The sequence below is a fragment of the Tomitella biformata AHU 1821 genome, assembly GCF_000524475.1.
Classification (GTDB): domain Bacteria; phylum Actinomycetota; class Actinomycetes; order Mycobacteriales; family Mycobacteriaceae; genus Tomitella; species Tomitella biformata.
The window spans coordinates 120011-140368 of sequence record NZ_BAVQ01000023.1 but is presented as its reverse complement, the minus strand read 5'-3'; the positions used below and the strand labels follow the sequence as shown (position 1 = coordinate 140368).

The window sequence follows — 20358 nt, the reverse complement described above, 5'->3', positions numbered from 1 at the left end:
GACGGGTCCCTCACTGGAATCGCGACGTTAGCTCAGCGATCCGAAAATCGAGAACAGGCTGCCGAGCGACCCGGCGCCGTCACCGCCGCCAGGGCCCGGGATGACCGGCTTGGCCTTCACGGTGATGGTGGGGCCGACGTCGGCCTTGTTGTCTTTGCCGCCGGTGCTGTCCGACTGCAAGCCACCGGTGTTCAGCGTGCCCGGGTCGCAGTTGACCGTGTAGGTCTGGGTCCAGGTCAGGGGAGTGGCCTCCCACGAGCTAATTCCCGCAGCGTCGATCTTGGCCCAGCCCTCGCCGGTGGTGACCTCGTCGGGCTTCTGGATAGTGCCGTCCTCGGTGTCGCCGCTGTTGGAGTACGTCTTTCCGCCCACGGTCCACGCCGAGGTGTTCGGGACGGCCTCGATGCAGGTGGGGTGGTTGTCCTGTGCCGAGTAGACGAGCCAGAGCAGCTTGCGGTTGATGGTGTTGGTGATCTGAATCTCGTCGCCGGTGGTGACCTCACCGTTGACAACGGCGTCGCCGGCGACGGTGCGGGTGAAGGTGATGGAGCTGGCGTCGATCTCGTCGGAGGAGATGGACTCTGCCTGTGCGGCCCCCATGCCGAGGGTGGCGGCCATGCCCGCGGCCAGGGCGATCGCGCCGCCGGCACCCAGAATCCTGTGCAGCTTCGAACTCGTCATTGACAAACCTTCCGTGGCCGGGTGATCGGCCGAATTTATGAATCCAGATACCCAACTAGATCTGACGGAGTGAACGTAATGGCTGGAGAGCCACGGAAGGGACGGATACCCACAAATATGTGACGACGACACAGACGGGTTGTGATGTTGGGCCAGACGTCTACCTGGGGAAGAGCCCCGCCTTGGTGAGCAGACTCGGCACCTCGTCGCCCAGATAACCCCCGAGCCACTGGGCCGTGGAGATGAGGCTCGCCGCATCGAGTCCCGTCTCGACGCCCATTCGCTCGAGCATGTAGACAAGGTCCTCGGTGGCGATGTTGCCAGTGGCCGCAGGCGCGAAGGGGCAGCCACCGATGCCGCCGGTGGACGCGTCGAGGACCGGCACGCCAGCCTCCAGTGCGGCGATCGCGTTGGCGTAGCCGGTGTTTCGGGTGTTGTGGAAGTGCATGCGCAGCGGGACTCCGGGTGCGCGGGCCGCGGAACCCGCGACGAGGTGGCGCACCTGGTTGGGCGTGCCGACGCCGATGGTGTCCGCCAGCGCGATCTCGTCGACGCCCGCGTCCGCCACCTGCCCGACGAGACCCAGCACCCCTGCGGGATCCACCTCGCCCTCGAAGGGGCAACCGAACGCCACCGCGATCGTGGCCGTGGACTTGATCCCAGCTTCACGGGCGGACTGGGCGATGGCGACGCAGGCGTCGACGGTCTCCTGCACGGTGGCCGACTGGTTGCGTTGGGCGAAGGTCTCGGAGGCGACGACGACGATGTTCACCTCGTCGACCCCGGCCACCGCGGCCCTGTCGAACCCGCGTCGGTTGAGCACGAGGCCGATATAGGACACGTCCGCGCGCCGAGGGACGCCGGCCATCACGGCCTCGGCGTCCGCCATGTGCGGGACCAGGCGCGGGTGCACGAAGCTGGTCGCCTCGATGCGTCGCGCGCCCGCGGCGATGGAACGCTCGATCAGCTCGATCTTGGCGTCGGTGGACACCAGCGTGGACTCGTTCTGCAACCCGTCACGAGGGCCGACCTCGACGATCTCGATGTGCGCCATGTGCTTTCGCTCCTGACTATCGGGTGAGGCGGCGACCGGCCGACTACCGCCCGAAACGCTCGTCCACCTGTGCCTTCGTGAGCCCGAACTCCTCCAGAGTGTACTTGTGCGAGGGCTTGCGGGCGCCGGACCGGCTCTCGGCGTGCATGGCCTCCATCGCAGTCTGGGCGGGCGCGTCGAGTTCGATCCCGAAGTGGTCGTAGATCCCGCCAACTGCTTTGAGGGGGTCGGCGACGAAATCGTGGTAGTCGACGTCGATGAACTGCGCGGCGTCGTACTTGGGCCGGGCCGCGTCGAACTTCTCCAACCCGCGGGCCCACAGCTCAAGTTGGTCCGCGCCGATCACGTCGCCCCGGAACTTGTTGGACCAGCCTGCGGTGGCCTGCTCGCCGAGGCTGCATACCGACGGGATGATTGTCGACGGCTCGCGATGGGTCTGCACGATCAACGCGTCGGGGTAGATCGCCATCAGCTCGTCGAGCGCGAACAAGTGGCTGGGGTTCTTGAGCACCCATCGGCGATCCTGGTCCGGCAGGCCGATCAGCTGCAGGTTCTTCTTGTGCCGCGCGTAGGCATTGGTCCAGTCCTGTCCGGCCAGCCAATTCGAGTACGTCGGCAGGTGGGCGAGGGACTCGTAGGAGATCGACTTGAACGTCTGGCGCAGCAGCTGCCAGCACTCCTCGACCTCGCTGGCGGACATGTAGTGCACACCCATGAACTCGGGGCTCTCCACATGGTGCTGACTGAACCGGGCCTCGATCGCCTGGAAAACCGGGTTCTCGGACCAGGTCTCGCGTGGCGGGCGCGGCTGGGGCATCTCGGTTAGCCACATCTCCAGGCCCTGGTGGCCGGGGTCCGCGGTGAGCAGCCGGTGCAGCGCGGTGGTGCCGGTCCGAGGCAGGCCGGTGACGAAGATCGGCCGCTCGATCTTGACCTCCAGGTGCTCCGGATTGGCCTTCCACGCTGCCTCGCTGAGGAGCCGGGCGACCAGAGCGCCGCGCAGGAACACGCGGGAGATTTTGCTACCGAGGGGAGTCAGGTCCTCGTCGCGCGCATAGGACTCGAGCAGGACCTCAAGCGCTTCAACGTAATTATCGGAGGCGGAATCGCCGGACCCGTAGTCGTCCAGGCCTGTCATCTTGGTGGCAGAAGCGTGCAGATCCTGGACGGTGCCGACAGTCGTGCGTTCAGTCATGATGTGGCTCTCGAGCTTTCGCTAGATGGTGCAGTCGTTAGTTGTGGTATTCGCCGCAGTTGACGTCTAGGCACTGCCCGGTGATGGCGATGGCCATGGGGGAGGCCAGGAAGACCACGGCGTCCGCGATCTGGTCCGGTTCTGGGAGCCGCTTGAGGTCCGAGGCCGACGCGGTGTGCTCGTAGATCTGCTCCACCGTGGTGCCGTACTTGCCGGCCTGGTGCGCAAAGTAGGACTGGAGCATAGGACCCCAGATGTAGCCGGGAGCAACGGAGTTCACGCGGATGCCCTTGGGGCCGAGCTCGGTGGCGAGAGACTGGGACATCGACAGCAGCGCGGTCTTCGCCAACTTGTAGCTGCCGAAGCGCTCCTGCGAGTGGCGCAGCACCATCGAGTTGATGTTGACGACCGAGCCCTTGGACTCCTCGAGTGCCGGGGTGAATAGCTGCGTTAGTCGCAGGGCGCCGAAGACCGTCAGCTCTAGAGCGTCGCGGATGTGCTGGAAGTCGGTCTCCGCGAACGGCTTCCGTGACGGGATCACGAAGGCGTTGTTGACCAGGGTGTCGACGCGGCCGAACTCGGCGAGGGCGGCGTCGCGCAGGTTGATCGCGGCGGCCTCATCCGTGATGTCGGTGGCGACGGTCAGGGCCCGGACACCCAAATCCCGCACCTGGGCGGCGAGTTCATCGAGACGTGACTGCGTGCGCGCGGCGAGCACGACGTTCGCGCCATTGGCGGCGCAGCGCAGCGCGATGGCGGAGCCGAGGCCCGGGCCGATGCCCGAGACAACGACGGTCTGGCCCTTCAAGAGAGAGCTTGTGACGGGGGTGCTCATGCCGGCATCCGATCTGCGAAGGCCTGCTGGCGCAGCGCGATTCGCGCGGTCCAGTCCTCGGCCGTGATGGTGTTGGAAGTGTGGAACGGCAGCTTGGCCGACACCTCCTCCAGATTGACGATCTCCACCTGGGGGCCGTCCTCGGGCAGGAAATCCCGGGACGTGCGCTGCCAGCGGAACTGGACGTAGCCGCGCGGATGGCCGACGGTCTCCACCCAGTTCACGATGCCGGGATCACGCTCGCTGACGACCATGCGGATCATGCCGTCTGGATCCACCTGCGCCTGCGCGTTGTTCAGCGAGGTCTGATGGTTGACGTAGTCCAACGAGACGTACCACAGGCTGCCCAGCTGGAAGCCCTGGTAGGGGGCGTCGGAGGCAGGCACGGTGATGATCATCGCCTGGTCGTCGGCGAGGTCGTAATGGCCCACCGAGGAGAACTGCGTGGCGAGGCCGCCCGGGGTGAGCCGCGGCTCGGTCATGGTGTTCACGGGCAGCTTGAGGTAAAACCACTCGGGGAACTGCAGCCAGGTCTTGACGCGGGTAACCAGTGCCTTTCCTGCGCCGGCGAAGCGTCGGGCGGCGCTGGTCTCGGACAGCAGCGGGGGCGCGGTGCCGATCGTGTCCGCGCGGTGGATGCGGATGGTGCCGGGGGTCTGCGACCAGTCGCTGTAAACCTCGCGGATCACCAGCTGCGCGGCGTCAGGGGCCAGGGTGAAGTAGTTCTCGCGGCCATCAGCGGGCCCGGGGCCGAAGCGCACGGTGAAGGAGCCGTCGTCGGCGATGGTCAGCTCACGGTCATCGAAGGCGGTGGCGCTGCCGGGCACGTTGTCGTCGGTGTACTGCCCGGCGAGCACCTGGAAGCTCAAATCGGCTGTGGTGCCGCGGGTTCCGGTGACGACGTACTCGTGATCCGCGCTGACGCGGGCCCCGAAGTACAGCGTGTCCGGGTTGTCCAGGCCCATCTTCGTGTACGGGCCGGTGCCCTGCATCAGCATCGGGTGCGTGCGTTCGGCGGCGAAGGCCACGTGCAGCATCGAGGTGATCCCGCCTGCGAGGTACTGCAGGCCCTCGACGAGGTCTTGCTCCGACTGGATGTGCGGGGCGGCGCGGACGAGGCGCTCGGCCTCGGCGATGGCCTCGTTGAACGGGGCTGTGCTTGTGGGTGATTCGGTGGGCACTCTTCGACTCCCTAGGGGCGGCGACCATGCGGTACATATTTGAACCGAGGTGGTACATTTCTGATTGGATGGTGTCACCACGAGGAGGGGTTCGTCAATGTCTGAGGAGTCGACAGTGCCTGGTCGTCAGTCGCCGCCGGCCGCCCGCGTCATCTCGGTGCTGGACCATTTGGTGCGCAACCCGCGGGAGCGCCTCGGCCTCTCCGAGCTGGCGCGGTCGGTGGGGTTGAGCAAACCGACCTGCCTGGGCATCCTCAACGAGCTGACCGCGGCCGGCTACCTCACCCGCGATGACGAGGCGAAATACGGTTTGGGTCCGGCGCTGATCGTGGCCGGCCGGGCGGCTCACAACGGGTACGCGCTCGGCGCGCTGGCCCGTCGGCACCTGGAAAAGTTGAGTGACGAGTTCGGTGCGGTGTGCTCCGCCTCGGCTGTGGCCGGCGACAAGATCGTGCTGCTGGAGTCCGTGGGCCACGTGGGCAACGCGGGGCTGGGGCGGGTGTACCCATTCGCGCCGCCCGTCGGGCTGATGTACGTGCTGTGGGAGCCGGCCGACGTGTTTGAGCGCTGGCTGGAGGTCGAGCCGGCCTTGCCTGTGCGACTGGACAGAGACCACCTGCGCCGCGTGGTCGCACAGTGCCGGGCCGACGGTTACCTCGTGGAATCACTGACCCCCGTGGGCCAGCAGCTCTATCGGTTGATGGAGGGCGTCGCGGTGGATGAGCTGCCCGCGGAAGTTCGCGAACTCGTTGGCGCGATGGTCTCCAGCCTGGGGGAGCGGGTGTATCTGGCGTCGGGCGATGAGGGCTCGCACAGCGTAAGCGTCATCGCCGCCCCGACCTTCGACTCCGCCGGCCGGCAATCCATGGTGCTGACCCTGTATGTGGGGGCGGAGATTAGCGCGGCGGAGATACGGCGTCGGGCAGTAGCCCTTGTCGCGGCGGCGCAGGCCGTGACGGTGGCGGCGGGCGGCTTGCGCGTTTGAGGCAGAGCGTAAAGGCGGACATTCATGGTCGGTGTGGGGAGAACTTATTGGTGTTGACAGTGCCTGTGAAGTTGCGTGAACGGGGTTTCTGGATAAATCGCTGTTTAGATAAGGGATCGTCGAGTGGGGGTGTCTTCGCAAAACTTGAGAATGTGCAGTCGGCTGCGCGAAGATCGACTAGCGTTGCATATCGTTAGGAAACTTCTGCGCGGAGGGGTATATGTACTACAGCAATGGCAATTATGAGGCGTTCGCCAAGCCGCGGAAGCCCGCAGGGGTAGATAAAAAGTCCGCATATCTGGTGGGTGGGGGGCTGGCCTCACTGGCGGCGGCGGCATTCCTTATCCGGGACGGGCAGATGGCGGGCGACCGTATCACCATTCTGGAAGCCTCTGCCGATACCGGCGGCGCGCTCGACGGTGCGGGCAACCCGGAGACTGGCTGGCTGATCCGGGGCGGCCGCGAGATGGAGAACCACTTCGAGTGCCTGTGGGATCTCTACCGCTCGATCCCGTCGCTGGAGGTCGAGAACGCGTCGGTGCTGGACGAGTTCTACTGGCTGAACAAGGACGACCCGAACTACTCGATGATGCGCACCACGCAGAACCGTGGCGAGGACGGCGGCACAGAGGGCAAGCTGGGCCTGTCCCAGAAGGCCCAGATGGACATCATGAAGTTGGTGATGGACAACGAGGAGGACCTCTACGACAAGCGCATCAACGAGGTCATGGGCAAGGACTTCCTCAAGTCGCACTTCTGGCTGTACTGGCGCACGATGTTCGCGTTCGAGGAGTGGCACAGCGCCCTCGAGATGAAGCTCTACATCCAGCGGTTCATCCACCACATCAAGGGCCTAGCGGACTTCAGCACCCTCAAGTTCACCAAGTACAACCAGTACGAGTCCCTGGTGCTGCCGCTGCTGACCTGGCTGCTGGACAAGGGTGTCACGATGCAGAACGGCACCCGCGTCACCAACGTCGAGTTCGACATCACCGCCACCCGCAAGGTCGCCAAGCACATCGCGTGGGTACGCGACGGCGAGGCTGGCGGCCTGGACGTCACCGAGAACGACCTGGTCATGGTCACCAATGGCTCCCTCGTCGAGAACTCCAGCTGGGGTGACCATGCCACGCCGGCCACGTTCAACACGGAAATCAAGGAGGGCAACAGCTGGCAGCTCTGGCGTGAGATCGCTGCGCAGGACCCGTCCTTCGGCCGACCGGACAAGTACTGCACCACGCCCGAGAAGTCCCAGTGGGAGTCGGCGACCGTCACGACCCTCGACCCGCGCATCCCCGCGTATATCGAGAAGATCTGCGGCCGCGGCACCCGCACTGGGCGCGTCGTCACCGGCGGCATCATCACGGCCCATGACTCGTCGTGGCTCATGAGCTACACCGTCAACCGCCAGCCCCACTTCAAGGCGCAGCCCGACGACCAGACCGTCGTGTGGGTCTACGGCCTGTTCACCGACCGCCCGGGCGACTACGTCAAGAAGGCGATGCGCGATTGCACCGGCGAGGAGATCACCCAGGAGTGGCTCTACCACATGGGTGTGCCGCTCGAGGAGATCGATGAGCTGGCCAAGACCGGCGCCATCACCCGTCCGTGCATGATGCCCTTCGTCACGTCGTTCTTCCTGCCGCGTCGCCCCGGCGACCGGCCGAACGTCGTCCCGGACAACGTCGTGAACTTCGCCTTCCTGGGACAGTTCGCGGAGACCGGCTCGCGGGACACGATCTTCACCACCGAATACTCGGTGCGCACCGCGATGGAGGCCGTCTACCAACTACTGGGTGTGGAGCGCGGCGTGCCCGAGGTCTTCGGCTCCATCTACGACGTGCGCGAGTTGCTGCACGCGTCGTCGGTCATGCGCGACGGAAATAAGGTCGAGCTGCCGCATATTTTCCGCAAGCACCTGCTCAATAATGAGATGGGCACGCTACTCAATGAGTTTGGCGTCATCTGACGGGTGCCATTTGGCACCCCCGGTGAAATAAATAGTTCGTCATCCGCTGTTCGCTAACTCGGCGACTCGAATTGGTCGAGTCGTCGCCTGAAGGAGTATTCATGGCGAAATTGAATAATGTCACTGTGCTCGGCACCGGTGTGCTGGGCGCGCAGATCGCATTCCAGGCTGCCTATGCCGGATTCACCGTCGTCGCGTATGACATCAACGAGGCGGCGCTGGACAAGGCGAAGGCCACGTTCCAGGGCCTTGTCGAGACCTACAAGGAGCAGGTGGAGGGCGCCGCGGACGGGAAGGCCGACGCGGCGTACGCCCGCGTCTCCTACTCGTGCGTCCTCGCCGAGTCAGTCAAGGATGCGGACCTGGTGATCGAGGCGGTCCCCGAGAAGTTGGCGCTCAAGCAGTCGATCTTCGCCGAGATCGGTGCCGCGGCCCCCGCCAAGACGATCTTCGCCACCAACACGTCCACGCTTCTGCCGAGTGATATCAAGGATTCCAGCGGCCGCCCGGACCGCTTCCTCGCGCTGCACTTCGCGAACATGCTCTGGGTCAACAAGACCGCCGAGGTCATGGTCACGCCCGACACCTCGCCCGAGGTGTTCGCGACCGTCGTCGAGTACGCCACGGACATGGGGATGGTGCCGATCGAGATCAAGAAGGAGAAGGCAGGTTACCTGCTGAACTCACTCCTCGTGCCGTGGCTGGACGCGGCAAGTGAGCTGTATGTGGATGGCTACGCCGACCCGGAGACGGTCGACAAGGCCTGGCGGGTCAGCACCGGTGCGCCGATGGGGCCATTCCAGATCATCGACATGGTGGGCCTGAACACGGTCTACGAGATCGCGGCCACGAACCCCGCCTCGGCGCAGCAGAAGTGGGCGAAGCTGCTCAAAGAGCAGTACATCGACCAGGGCAAGCTCGGACTGAGCACTGGCGAGGGCATCTATAAGTACCCCGCCAAGTAGGACTGCGCTACCAACTTTGTCCGGTTGGCCCTCTGCCAGTGATCTGCCGGGGCATGGCTTGCAGCCATGCGGTGACCTCGACACACTGGTAGGAGGGACAACCGGCAAACGTTGAGGAGCACGGCCATGGGCGCACAGGATTCGAAGCGGATCGTTATCGCTGGCGGGCACGGGAAGATCGCGCAGATTCTTACCGAACTGCTCACTGATCGCGGCGACCAGGTGGTGGGGCTGATTCGAAATCTCGACCACACGGCCGATATCCAGGCGCTCGGTGCCGAGCCGGTGCTGCTGGACCTGGAGCACGCAGATTTCGAGGACGTCGTCGAGGCGCTGCAGGACGCGGACGCCGTCGTGTTCGCCGCGGGCGCGGGCCCCGGCAGCGGGGTGGTCCGCAAGGACTCGGTGGACCGCGCGGCGGCTGTGCTGTTGGCCGACGCCGCCGATGCGGCAGGTGTCACCCGGTTTGTGCAGATCAGCGCCATGGGCGCGGGGGAGCCGATTCCCGATTCCGTGGACGAGGTGTTCGCGGCCTATCTGGTGGCGAAGACCGCAGCAGAGCAGGACCTGGTCAAGCGAGACGAGCTGGACTGGACCATCGTGCGGCCCGGCCTGCTCACCGATGACGCACCCACGGGCTTGGTGTCGCTGACGGGGCCGTCGACTGTGCGCGGGAATGTCACCCGGGCTGACGTGGCCGCGGTGATCGCAGAGTTGCTCGCCGCGCCCGCCGCCGTCGGCAAGATCCTGACACTGCTGGGCGGGGACATGGCGGTCGAGGACGCCGTTTCCGCATTGGCATAGTGGGGGAGTGCGGTCAACCAATGTCCACCAGGTGATGCTCGAGATCGTGGACTAGGTACGCGGCCAATGTGCGGGTTGTGAAGACCGCGCCATCCCCGCGCCTGCCCTCTAGGTCCCATTGGGTGCCAAGAACTCCCGCGAATTTATTGGCCAAGGTGGTGGCGGCAGCGCGGTACTGGGCGGCAACGGCTGCCGGGTCGGAGTCGTTGTATCGGCCCTCGACCTGGGCGCTGTTCTGGTCCCAATCGGCGAATTGCGCGTCGCCAGCCGAGGCGAGGATCAAGGCGAGCCTGGCGGTGAACGTGCCGCACACGTCGCGCACGTGGCAGGCGTATTCGAGCGGCGACCACACCCCCTGCGTAGGGCGGGCGGTGAGGGCGGGGCGGGCCAGCACCGCGGACCACGGATCAATGGTTGTGAGGATTCGACGGGGGACATCGGCGGACCGCAATCTGGCGGGATTGAAGCCGCATTCCGCGCATGGTTGGCGAACCACGAAGGTCCAATCGCGGGTCTCCAGGGGGGTTGGTGTCGAGGCGTCTGGGTTCATAGGCTCAATACTGGCACTGAAGTTTCGGGTACAGGATTTAGCGAGGATAATTGCCCCGGCATAATGTGGCTTGAGTCATGACAACGCGAGGAGAGTCCGAGATGCCAGAGCACGTTCCGCAGCGGGTCGTGATCGCGGGTGGCCACGGACCGGTCGCGCTGATTCTGACGCAACTTCTCATCGACCATGGCGACCAAGTCGTCAGCCTCCTGCGCAATCCCAATCACTCGACCGAGCTGCAAGCGCTGGGTGCCGAGCCGGTCTACATCGACCTCGAGCAGGTCAAGCTCTCCGAGTTGGAGCAGAACCTGGAGGAGGCCGGTGCGGTGGTCTTCTCGTCGGGCGCCGGCGAGGACGGTGTCGAAGGCGGCAGTATGGCCTCGGCGAATCGCATCGCGGCCAGAATGCTGGCGGACGCGGCCGAGGTCGCGGGCGTGCGCAGGTTCATCCAGATCAGCGCCACCGGGTCCGGATCGCCAAACCAGGATGGGGCGGACGCGCGGCTCGCCGAGTACCTCGCGGCAGAGCAGGACCTCCAGAGGCGGACGGATTTGGACTGGACCATCGTGCGGGTGAGCCCGCTCAGCGATCTGGAGCCGTCAGGCACAGTGCGGCTCGAGGAGGCGTCGCCGGAGTCAGCGGCAGCCTCCGGCCAGGTGACCATCTTCGACGCGGCCACCGTCCTGCTGGAGCTTCTGGAGTCGAATGTGGCGGTCGGCAAGATCCTGCACCTCGCCGACGGCACCACACCGATCCTCGCCGCACTGACTGCGCTGGACAACTAGTCGGCGGTGCCGATGTCGATCATCCACTCGACGCCGTATTTGTCGACGCACATGCCGAAATAGTCGCCCCACGGTGCCTTATTGAGCGGCATAGTGATCTCGCCGCCGTCAGATAGTCCCTCCCACCAGCTGCGGAGTAGTGGCTCCTCATCGCCGCTGAGCGAGATCGGGGCATTAGCCCGCGGGCTGAACTCCATGCTGTTCGGGGTATCGGCGCCCATCAGGGTCAGCCCGCCGCCGATATCGAGCATCGAGTGCATCACCTTCTGAGCCTCGGCCGGGTCCTCGCTGGCCTGCATGCTCTCGAAGGTGCTGATCTCCAGCTCGCCGCCGAACACGGACTGATAGAAGGTCATAGCCTCGCGCGCGCCATCACGGAAAATCAGGTACGGATTCAGTCGTTTGGTCATGCCCCCAATTGTGCGTCGCGGGGCGGGGCTATAGGCACAATCATCCGAAGGAATTTTGCTAGGTTTAATCTGGGACGCTAGTGGGCGGGGTCGACGCGGAGGGCGGCGTCGACCATCGCGCGGGTGGCGGCGTCGTCGAAGCCGAGGGCCCGCGCGGCGCGCACATATTCGACCGCCGCGCGCTGTGCCTGCTCGCGCGTCACATCGCCGGTTTCCGCGATGAAGGAGCCCTGCTTGCCGCGCGTGACGATCACCCCGCCCGCCTCCAGCTCCTTATAGGCGCGCGCGACGGTGTGCGGGGCGATCTCGAGGTCCGCGGCCAGGGCCCGCACGGTGGGCAGCCGAGCACCCGAGGGCAACTCCCCGGCGCGAACCTGCGCAATGATCTGCAGACGCAACTGCTCGTAGAGCGCGGGCGCGATGTTGGGCTGCAGGACGATCGAAGCGGCAAGGGTCACGGGGATCCTCCAGGTCGGGGTGCCAGGTCACTTCCAGCTGGGAAGCCACAATTCCATCTGCCAGCGTTGGTCGGAGATAACGTCTCCCGTGAGTATCGGCCATAGCCACAGGAAATTCACCACCACGAGTGCCACATAGCCGGAGACCAACATCAGGCCCAGTTTGCGGCGCTCTGCCCCCGCGGATTGTGGCCCGAGTACCTCGCCCAGCACCATCGTCAATCCCAGTATCAGAAACGGTGCGAGCGGGACGGCGTAGAAGAAGTACATCTGCCGATCCAGGTTCAAGAACCACGGCAGGAAGCCTGCGCCGTAGCCCACCAGGATCCAGGCGTAGCGCCAATCTCGACGTGTCGCGATCCGCCACAGCGCCCAGCCCAGCACAGGCAGCGCCAGCCACCACATGGCCGGCGTCCCGATGATCATGACCGCGCTGACACACTTTTCCGCGCCACAGCTGGTCAGCGAGCCGTCGTCCGAGATGTAATACAGCAGCGGCCGCAGGCTCATCGGCCACGTCCACGGCTTCGACTCCCAGCCGTGGTGGTTGCCCGCGGAGTTGGTCAGCGACTCGTGGAACGACAGGACGTGCGCGCTGTAGAACCAGAGGCTGCGCAGCGCGTCGGGCACCCAGGTGAAGGGGCCGTCGGTCCCCACCTTGATCCCGACGATGTGGCGGTCCACCCCGGTCTCCGACGCGAACCACGCCCAGAAGCTTGCCAGATAGAGGCCGATCGGTACCAGGACGAGGCTGGCCAACGCAGCCGGAGTGTCCCTGCGGAGCGCGCCCAGCCACGGCCGCGGTACCCCGGCGGCGCGTCGGGCGGCGACGTCCGACATCACGCACAGCAGCCCGAAGAACGCGACGTAATACAGCCCGCCCCACTTCGACGCACACGCCAGACCCAGCAACACGCCCCCGCCGAATCGCCACCATCGGAAGCCCAGCCGTGGGCCGAATGGGCTGTCCGAGATGCGGCCCTGGGCCCGGACGATCTCGAGGCGGTCAATCACCTGTTGGCGGTCCACCAACAGCGCGCCGAATGCCCCCACGATGAACACGGTCATGAAGATGTCCAGCAGGGCTGTGCGCGAGGCGACCATCGCGACGCCGTCCGCGATCAGCAGCAGGCCGGCGACGGCGCCCAGCAGGGTCGAGCCCGTCATGCGGCGCGCGATCCGCACGATCAGCAGCACCAGGACGGTGCCCGCCACCGCCGAGGCGAACCGCCATCCAAACCCGGTGTAACCGAACATGGCGTGGCCGATCGCGATCAGCTGCTTCGCCAACGGTGGATGCACAATCAGCTCATAGCCGGGGTTGTCCTCGATACCGCCGTTCTGCAGCACCTGCCAGGCCTGTGGGGCGTAGTGCTTCTCATCGAAGATCGGTGTGCCGGCGTCCGTCGGATACCCGAGGTTCGCGAAGCGGGTGAGCGCCGCGATAAGGGTGATGACCAGCGTCGTGACCCAGCCGCGGAAGCGGTCGTCGTGATTGATGTGCCCACGGTCGGGGGCTTCGTCGGCACGCACGTCGGCGGCGCTGGTCAGCGGAGGCACACGATGATCGTAGGCTGTGGGCCGACGAACGGGAGCGTGGCCATGGACGGCAACACGGCAGGAGACAGCACAGCGGATAGCGAGGTTGTGGACGACGAGGCGGCGACCAGCGGCGGCTCGGTCCGCGGCGCCTTCCGCGGGTCCTTCGACGGCGAAAGTTTCGGCGGCTGCCTCGTGCTGGCGGCGACCCCGCTGGGGGAGATCGGCGACGCGTCCGCGCGCCTGCGCAGCGCACTGGAGACCGCGGATGTCGTGGCCGCCGAGGACACCCGCCGCACGCGTTCCCTCGCGAGCGCGCTGGGCATCCACATCGGCGGGCGCGTCATCAGCTTCTACGACCAGGTGGAGGCCGCGCGGCTGCCCGGGCTCGTCGAGGCAGTCGCGTCCGGCAAGACGGTTCTCCTGGTCACCGACGCTGGCATGCCATCGGTGAGCGACCCCGGTTACCGCCTGGTCGACGCGTGCATCACCGCGGGCCTGCGCGTGACCTGCCTGCCCGGACCCTCCGCCGTCACGACCGCACTGGCGCTGTCCGGGCTGCCGGTCGAGCGGTTCTGCTTCGACGGTTTCGCGCCCCGGAAGCCCGGCCCGCGCAAGGCCTTCTTCCGCGACCTGCTGCACGAGCCCCGCGCCTGCGTGTTCTTCGAGGCGCCGCACCGGCTCGCCGACTGCTTGGCCGATGCCGTCGGGGTGCTGGGGCCGCTGCGCCGCGCCGCGGTGTGCCGCGAACTGACTAAGACGTATGAAGAGGTCAAGCGCGGCACCCTCGGCGAGCTCGCCGCCTGGGCCGCGGAGGGTGTGCGCGGGGAGATCTCCGTGGTGCTCGAGGGCGCGGCGCCGGTGGTGCATGACCCCGCCTCCTTCGTGGACATGGTCAACCGCAGGGTCGACGACGGCGAGCGGCTCAAGGACGCCTGCGCGGCGGTCGGCTCGGAGTTCGGGGTGTCCAAGCGGGAGCTATACGAGGCGGTGCTCGCCGCGCGGTAGCGGTGGAGCATCACCGCGCGAACATCAACGCGCGCTTGATATCGGCGATCGCCTGGGTGATCTTGCTGCCGCGCGGGCAGGCCTCGGTGCAGTTGAAGGTGGTGCGGCAGCGCCACACGCCATCGACGTCGTTGAGGATGTCGAGACGCTCGGCGGCGCCGTAGTCGCGGCTATCGAAGATGAAGCGGTGCGCATTGACGAACGGCGCGGGGCCGAAGTAGCTGCCCTCGTTCCAATACACGAGCCTGTGCAGTTCACGCCGTGGGTGGACCGCACGACCTTGTCATGGTTCCAACGGTCGCGATAGAAGGCGTCGCCGGAGCGGCCACCGATTTTGAGCAGGGTGCGGCCATCGGGAGAGACCGGTTGGTTTTTGGTGAGGAACCGCCGGGTGCTGATTAGCGGGTCGGTCGGGCTTCGCCGTAGAGCGTGCTCATCAGCTCTTGACAACCATCACCGGGCAGGCTGCCGACCGCAGCACCTTGCGGCTGGTCGAGCCGAGCAGTAGGCCGGCGACCCCGCCGCGGCCGCGGCTGCCGACGACCACCAGCGCGGCACCAGCCGACTTGTCCACCAGCGCGGAGTCCGGCTGGTCCATCACCACCACCTGCTCGACGATGACATTCGGGTGCTCGCGCCGGAGGGGCGCTAGACCCTTGGTCAGCACCTCTGCCGCCACCTTCTCCTCGTCGTAGCGGTCGCGAACCTGGATCGAGGGGAAGGCCGCAACCGGGACATCGCTCCAGGCGTGCACGGCGACGAGTGTCGCGCCGCGCGCAGCCGCCTCCCGAAACGCCGCGGCCACCGCGGGGTCGCTGTTTGCCGAGTCGTCGACACCGACGATGACGGGGCTATCGGTCGCCGCGGGCTCGTCCTCGCCAACGACAACCACCGGGCAATGCGCGTGCCGCACCACCAGCGAACTCACCGAGCCCAGGATGGCGCTCGCCACACTGCCGTGGCCGCGCGCGCCAACGACCAGCGTCGACGCGTTCTCGGCCAGCTTCAGCATGGCAGCGCCGGATGCTCCGAGCACGATTTCGGTCCGCACATTCGCATCGGGGGCGGCCATCGCCGCAGTGTGGGCCGCCGCAGTGACCAGTCGTTGCCCGTCGATCCGGAGCGCGTCGAACAACTCCTGAGGCAGTGCGGCGTCCATCCCATATGCGACTGGGACGCTCGTCGCCGTGGCGATGAGCAGCGGTGTGTCGTGCAGTGCCGCATACGGGGCTGCCCATTGGACTGCGCGCTCAGCATGGGCGGAACCATCGGTGCCGACGACGACAGGCTTCACGGTGTTCATATAGTTTCCCCTCGCAGGTGCGGTCTATTGCCGTCCCCCAACTCAGCTGGGTGGCCGGCTCACAATTCACAACTATGTCAGGGCCGCAATGCCATTGTCAGCGGTTCCGGGCGAGCCAGGCGGTGAATATTGTCCAGCTTGCCCCAACGACTTCGTCAACCACGGGAGTCGGGCCGTTGCAGCCCCACAATGCTCGACGCCTTGTCCAGGCACTCCTGCCACTCCGCGTCCGGGTCGGAGTCGCTGGTGATGCCACCGCCGATGCCGAGGACGGCCCCGCCGAGCGAGTCGAACTCCACCGTGCGGATCGCCACATTCAGCTGCAGTCCGGCCAGCGGCGAGACCATTCCCACGGCACCGCAATAGATCCCGCGGCTCGACGATTCCCAGCCTGCGAGCAGCTGCCGGGCGCGGTGCTTCGGGGTGCCGGTGACGGATGCGGGCGGGAAGGTTGCGTCGATCAAGGCCGCGTCGTCGATCTCGGGCCGCAGGCGTGCGGTCACCGTGGAGACCAGGTGCCAGACTGCAGGCGCCGGGCGGATGGCGAGGAGCTCTGTGGCGGTGACGGATCCGGGGACGGCGACGCGGCCGAGGTCGTTGCGGGCCAGGTCCACGATCATCACGTTCTCCGCGACGTCCTTGATGGAGGCGCGCAGCAGGGCCGGGTCGGAGTCGATGGGCGAGGTGCCCTTGATGGGGCTCGACCACACCTGCGCGCCGCGGCGGCGCAGGAACAACTCTGGCGACATCGAGGCGACCGCGCCCCAGTCCCCGGCGATCAGGGCGGCCTGCGAGGGCGAGGTCTGGGAGACGGCGTCCGCGAAGAAATCGATGGCCGATCCGGCGGCGCGGCCGGCATAGGCGGTACACACGCAGGCCTGGTAGATCTCACCGGCGGCGATGTTGTCGAGGCAGTCCAGCACGGCGGCCCGGTGATCCGCGCGGCTGGGCGCCTGCCAGTCGATGGACCAGGAGCTGGCCGGGGGAGTCGCAGTAAGGGCATTGAGCAGGGCAGCGGGGCACGGCTCATCGAGGAGCGACTCGAACCACCAGCAGCCGTGTGAGTCCAGGCGCAGCACGTGGTCGGTCCAACCGCCGGCGGCCTGGGGGATGCGGCGGGGGGACTCGTCCACGTTCGACAGATCCGGATACGCGAGGTACCCGATCCAGCCGCCGCCGACAATGGGCGCGCCCGAGGCTGGGCTGCTCACGGCACTGAAGGCGTCGGCGGGCGGAACTTCGAGGACGTCGACACTGGGCGCGAGCACCGCGGCGGAGTCGAACCAGTCGCCAATCAGCGCGGCAGGCGGGGCGAGACCGTCGGCGGCGGCGCGGCGGGCGAGGTTCCGCAGCACGTCAGCCGCCGGCAGGCCCGGTCCCAATTGCTCGATTCGCACCGGACCAGCGTGGCACGACCGCGCTAGCGCTCGATCCCTGGGCCGCCGACGCCGAGCCGCGCCCGGTCTGCTGCGGCGGAGCCGGCGTGCCAGCCCGCGGCGTCCACGGACCGCGACCTGGATGATTTTGTCTGTGGGAACAGCCGGCTGAACTCCAGGTCCACTGCGGCGGTGCGGGCGGCGAGCACGGGCACCAGCTCGCCCATGCTCACGCCGGCGTCGGCGGCGGTCTCTGCGGTGGCGGTCTCGCGGGCCTCGCGCATGCGCTGCCCAATCCGCACCGCGTAGCCCAGCAGGAACGCGCGCCGGAACGCGGCGGTGCTCTGCGGGGTGTGGCGTGACTCGGTGGACTGCATCGCTCGCGTGGCCTGGATGAGGAGGGAGGTGTAGAGCAGTTCGACCTGTTCCATATCGGCCGGGGCCCCGACGATCGTCGCGATGGCAAGCTTGTCCGACCACACCGTGCGGACGGAGTTCACCTGCCCGATCTCCGTGAGCAGCTGCACCTTCTCCTTCAGATACGGGTTGTCGAGGTGCACCCGCTTGCCCCGGATCGAGTAGTCGTAGCCGGTGTCGAAGCGGTGCAGCAGTGCGGAGTCGATGGCGTAGCGGGTGATCAGCTCCTGTGCCTTCGCGGTGAGGGTCTCGGCCTCCTCGGGAAAATCCGTCGACTCGGCCTTGGCGAGCAACCCGCGAATGCGGCCGAGGATCTTCGCGTCGGGGGCCTTTGCCTCCTCGGCGCTGGAGCCCGGGGTGGCAGCGGATGACCGCGCCTGGCGCTTGCGGGACTTCGGCCAGGCCGAGGGCCGCTCGCACAGTGGGGACATTGGCGGCATGAGCCGCCAGACCATCGCCAGCTCGTCGGTGTCCACACCGTGCATCAGCAGGTGCGCCTCGAGGCCGCCGCCGTCGGGGTCCTCCTGGTACAGCCGCTCGGCCGTCTCGCCGGTGCCGGGCTCGCGCTCGGCGAGCGCGTCGAGCTGCTCTACCCAATCGTCGGGCGCCCGGTCCCGGGCCTGGCCGACCAGTGCGTGGAACAGCACGGCGACGATCGCATAGGGGCCATCGCGGCGATCGGACTGGCGCTCGGACACGTGGACGACGTCGAGGGGCTGCCAGCCGCGTTCATACGCGTCGGATAGTGCGTTAAGCATGAGAAAACCATAGCCGCGCCCGCCCGCCGGGCCAGTGTTCCGGTGCTCTCCAGGCGCGCCGCCGTGTTTGCTGCGCACGTTGAAGAGGAACTCGTCCCACTCGGCGTCCGGTGCTCCGTCTCGGTACATGATCGCCACCCATCCATTAGCAAGTGCTTGCGATTTTCTCGGTCGGGGCGAGTATGCGGGGAGGCTCTGACAGTTTTATCTGACGTAGGCAATAGGCTGTGGGCCATGTCTTCCTCTGTGCTCACCGCGGTTGCCTGGCCATACGCCAACGGACCTCGGCATATCGGCCACGTTTCCGGCTTCGGAGTCCCCTCCGACGTGTTCTCGCGCTACCAGCGCATGGCGGGCAACAACGTGCTGATGGTGTCCGGCACCGACGAGCACGGCACGCCCATCCTGGTCCAGGCCGACGCGGAGGGCGTGAGCCCGATGGAGCTCGCGGACCGCTACAACCGCGTCATCGTCGACGACCTGCAGGGCCTGGGCCTGAGCTACGACCTGTTCACCCGCACCACGACGCGCAACCACTTCGCCGTCGTGCAGGAGCTCTTCCGCACGCTGCATAAGAACGGCTACCTGGTCCCGAAGATCACGACGGGCGCCATCAGCCCCTCCACGGGCCGCACCCTGCCGGACCGCTTTGTCGAGGGCACCTGCCCCATCTGCGGCGCGGACGGCGCACGCGGCGACCAGTGCGACAACTGCGGCAACCAGCTCGACCCCGCCGACCTGATCAACCCGCGCAGCAAGATCAACGGCGAGACCCCCAAGTTTGTCGAGACCGAGCACTTCTTCCTGGACCTGCCCGCGCTCGCGGACAGCCTCGGCGACTGGCTCAAGGGCCGCACCGATTGGCGTCCGAACGTGCTGCGCTTCAGCCTCAACCTGATTGACGACATGCGCCCGCGCGCGATGAGCCGCGACATCGACTGGGGCATCCCGATTCCCCTCGAGGGCTGGTCGGGCCGCCCCGACAAGAAGCTCTACGTGTGGTTCGACGCCGTCATCGGTTACCTGTCCGCGTCGATGGAGTGGGCGATGCGCAGCGGCAATCCCGAGGCGTGGCGCGAGTGGTGGACCAACCCCGAGGCCGTGAGCCACTACTTCATGGGCAAGGACAACATCACGTTCCACTCGCAGATCTGGCCCTCAGAGCTGCTGGCCTATAAGGGCATGGGCGCCCATGGCGGCGAGGCCGGCGCGCTGGGCCAGCTGAACCTGCCCACGGAGGTGGTCTCCTCCGAGTTCCTGACGATGAGCGGGTCCAAGTTCTCCACCAGCCGCGGCACCGTGATCTACGTCCGCGACTTCCTCAAGGAGTTCGGGCCCGACGCGCTGCGCTACTTCATCTCCGTCGGCGGCCCGGAGACTCAGGACACCGACTTCACCTGGGACGAGTTTGTCCGGCGCACCAACTTCGAGTTGGCCAACGAGTGGGGCAACCTCGTCAACCGCACGGTCTCGATGGCGCATAAGAACTTCGGCGAGGTCCCGCGCCCGGGCACCATCACCGAGGCCGACGCGACGCTGCTGCGCACCGCCGAAGCGGCCTTCGACACCGTCGGCGCGCACCTGGCCCGCAGCCGCTTCCGCGCGGCGGCGGGGGAGGTCATGCGCGTGGTGACGGCGGCGAATAAGTACATCTCGGACACCGAGCCGTGGAAGCTGGCCAAGGACCCGGAGCAGGCCGACCGCCTGGCGACCGTCCTGCACACCTCGCTGCAGGTGGTCTCGGACGCCAACTCGATGTTCACCCCGTTCCTGCCGCACTCTGCGCAGAAGGTGCACGAGGCGCTGGGCAACACCGGCATCTGGGCGGCGCAGCCCGAGGTCCGCATGGTCGAGGACCTGGTTTCGAGCGAGCTGCCGATCGGCCCCGTCGGGCACGGATTGCCTGACGAGGGGCGCATCTACCCGGTGCTGATGGGCGACTACGCGTCGGAGAAGGCCACGTGGGCGCGCACCGACCTCAAGGTCGGCGCGGCCCTGCAGAAGCCCACCCCGCTGTTCGCGAAGCTGGAGCCGGAGCTGGGCGAGACCGGCCCCGAGTGGGCCCCCGTCAACAAGTAAAGGTCA

19 protein-coding genes and 1 pseudogene are annotated in these 20358 nt (G+C 66.8%); 7 read left to right on the top strand and 13 right to left on the bottom strand.

The window, feature by feature from the left end:
- Positions 1 to 27: 27 nt before the first annotated feature.
- From TBIF_RS23320 to TBIF_RS09425, 5 genes are all read right to left on the bottom strand, one after another.
- Positions 28 to 681: a hypothetical protein gene (locus TBIF_RS23320; RefSeq protein WP_024794572.1), complete on the bottom strand. Its 654-nt coding sequence runs from the start codon at positions 679 to 681 to the stop codon at positions 28 to 30.
- Between the two features lie 160 nt (positions 682 to 841).
- The gene (locus TBIF_RS09440) at positions 842 to 1735 is read right to left on the bottom strand and encodes a hydroxymethylglutaryl-CoA lyase (protein ID WP_024794571.1); all 894 of its coding nucleotides are present in this window, start codon (positions 1733 to 1735) and stop codon (positions 842 to 844) included.
- A gap of 43 nt (positions 1736 to 1778) precedes the next feature.
- On the bottom strand, positions 1779 to 2930 hold the full coding sequence (locus tag TBIF_RS09435; RefSeq protein WP_024794570.1) for a sulfotransferase family protein: 1152 nt from the start codon (positions 2928 to 2930) through the stop codon (positions 1779 to 1781).
- Between the two features lie 37 nt (positions 2931 to 2967).
- The gene (locus TBIF_RS09430; RefSeq protein WP_024794569.1) at positions 2968 to 3765 is read right to left on the bottom strand and encodes an SDR family oxidoreductase; all 798 of its coding nucleotides are present in this window, start codon (positions 3763 to 3765) and stop codon (positions 2968 to 2970) included.
- Entirely contained in the window at positions 3762 to 4946 is a 1185-nt protein-coding gene (locus TBIF_RS09425; RefSeq protein WP_024794568.1) for a DUF1214 domain-containing protein, read from the bottom strand. The genes TBIF_RS09430 and TBIF_RS09425 overlap by 4 nt, the downstream gene beginning before the upstream one ends.
- Before the next feature lie 97 nt (positions 4947 to 5043).
- Between TBIF_RS09425 and TBIF_RS09420 the strand changes: the two genes are divergently transcribed.
- From TBIF_RS09420 to TBIF_RS09405, 4 genes are all read left to right on the top strand, one after another.
- Positions 5044 to 5931, top strand: a complete 888-nt coding sequence (locus TBIF_RS09420; protein ID WP_024794567.1) for a helix-turn-helix domain-containing protein — start codon at positions 5044 to 5046, stop codon at positions 5929 to 5931.
- Positions 5932 to 6151: 220 nt separating this feature from the next.
- Positions 6152 to 7900 carry an oleate hydratase gene (locus TBIF_RS09415; RefSeq protein WP_024794566.1) on the top strand — a complete coding sequence of 583 codons (1749 nt, stop codon included), beginning with the start codon at positions 6152 to 6154 and terminating at the stop codon, positions 7898 to 7900.
- A 101-nt stretch (positions 7901 to 8001) separates the two neighbouring features.
- Positions 8002 to 8865 (top strand): 3-hydroxyacyl-CoA dehydrogenase, encoded by an 864-nt coding sequence (locus TBIF_RS09410; RefSeq protein WP_024794565.1) that lies wholly within the window; start codon positions 8002 to 8004, stop codon positions 8863 to 8865.
- A gap of 126 nt (positions 8866 to 8991) precedes the next feature.
- Positions 8992 to 9669: an SDR family oxidoreductase gene (locus TBIF_RS09405; protein ID WP_024794564.1), complete on the top strand. Its 678-nt coding sequence runs from the start codon at positions 8992 to 8994 to the stop codon at positions 9667 to 9669.
- A gap of 13 nt (positions 9670 to 9682) precedes the next feature.
- Here TBIF_RS09405 and TBIF_RS09400 read toward each other — a convergent pair whose 3' ends face one another.
- On the bottom strand, positions 9683 to 10219 hold the full coding sequence (locus TBIF_RS09400) for a DinB family protein (RefSeq protein WP_024794563.1): 537 nt from the start codon (positions 10217 to 10219) through the stop codon (positions 9683 to 9685).
- A 101-nt stretch (positions 10220 to 10320) separates the two neighbouring features.
- On the opposite strand from TBIF_RS09400, the gene TBIF_RS09395 reads away from it, so the two are divergent.
- Complete coding sequence (locus TBIF_RS09395) at positions 10321 to 11004, top strand: NAD(P)H-binding protein (protein WP_024794562.1); 684 nt, start codon at positions 10321 to 10323, stop codon at positions 11002 to 11004.
- Here the strand turns inward: TBIF_RS09395 and TBIF_RS09390 are convergent.
- The 3 genes from TBIF_RS09390 to TBIF_RS09380 all read right to left on the bottom strand — a co-directional run bounded on the left by TBIF_RS09390 (position 11001) and on the right by TBIF_RS09380 (position 13405).
- On the bottom strand, positions 11001 to 11414 hold the full coding sequence (locus tag TBIF_RS09390) for a VOC family protein (protein WP_024794561.1): 414 nt from the start codon (positions 11412 to 11414) through the stop codon (positions 11001 to 11003). The two genes, TBIF_RS09395 and TBIF_RS09390, sit on opposite strands and share 4 nt — an antisense overlap.
- A gap of 77 nt (positions 11415 to 11491) precedes the next feature.
- On the bottom strand, positions 11492 to 11872 hold the full coding sequence (locus TBIF_RS09385) for a GntR family transcriptional regulator (RefSeq protein ID WP_024794560.1): 381 nt from the start codon (positions 11870 to 11872) through the stop codon (positions 11492 to 11494).
- A 27-nt stretch (positions 11873 to 11899) separates the two neighbouring features.
- Positions 11900 to 13405, bottom strand: coding sequence for a dolichyl-phosphate-mannose--protein mannosyltransferase (locus TBIF_RS09380; RefSeq protein ID WP_038170609.1), 1506 nt, complete (start codon positions 13403 to 13405; stop codon positions 11900 to 11902).
- A gap of 201 nt (positions 13406 to 13606) precedes the next feature.
- Here TBIF_RS09380 and rsmI point away from each other — a divergent pair, with 201 nt between their 5' ends.
- Entirely contained in the window at positions 13607 to 14419 is an 813-nt protein-coding gene (rsmI, locus tag TBIF_RS09375) for a 16S rRNA (cytidine(1402)-2'-O)-methyltransferase (RefSeq protein WP_024794558.1), read from the top strand.
- Positions 14420 to 14429: 10 nt separating this feature from the next.
- On the opposite strand, the pseudogene TBIF_RS09370 reads toward rsmI, so the two are convergent.
- From TBIF_RS09370 to TBIF_RS09355, 4 genes and pseudogenes are all read right to left on the bottom strand, one after another.
- Positions 14430 to 14660 (bottom strand): annotated as a pseudogene (locus tag TBIF_RS09370) (succinate dehydrogenase iron-sulfur subunit); the annotation flags it as partial.
- 195 nt (positions 14661 to 14855) lie between these two features.
- Complete coding sequence (locus TBIF_RS09365) at positions 14856 to 15722, bottom strand: universal stress protein (protein WP_024794556.1); 867 nt, start codon at positions 15720 to 15722, stop codon at positions 14856 to 14858.
- Positions 15723 to 15877: 155 nt separating this feature from the next.
- Positions 15878 to 17119, bottom strand: coding sequence for an aminodeoxychorismate synthase component I (locus TBIF_RS09360; protein ID WP_024794555.1), 1242 nt, complete (start codon positions 17117 to 17119; stop codon positions 15878 to 15880).
- 23 nt (positions 17120 to 17142) lie between these two features.
- Positions 17143 to 18402 (bottom strand): DUF2786 domain-containing protein, encoded by a 1260-nt coding sequence (locus TBIF_RS09355; protein ID WP_235174612.1) that lies wholly within the window; start codon positions 18400 to 18402, stop codon positions 17143 to 17145.
- A 105-nt stretch (positions 18403 to 18507) separates the two neighbouring features.
- Here TBIF_RS09355 and metG point away from each other — a divergent pair, with 105 nt between their 5' ends.
- Complete coding sequence (gene metG, locus TBIF_RS09350; RefSeq protein ID WP_024794553.1) at positions 18508 to 20352, top strand: methionine--tRNA ligase; 1845 nt, start codon at positions 18508 to 18510, stop codon at positions 20350 to 20352.
- Positions 20353 to 20358 lie beyond the last annotated feature (6 nt).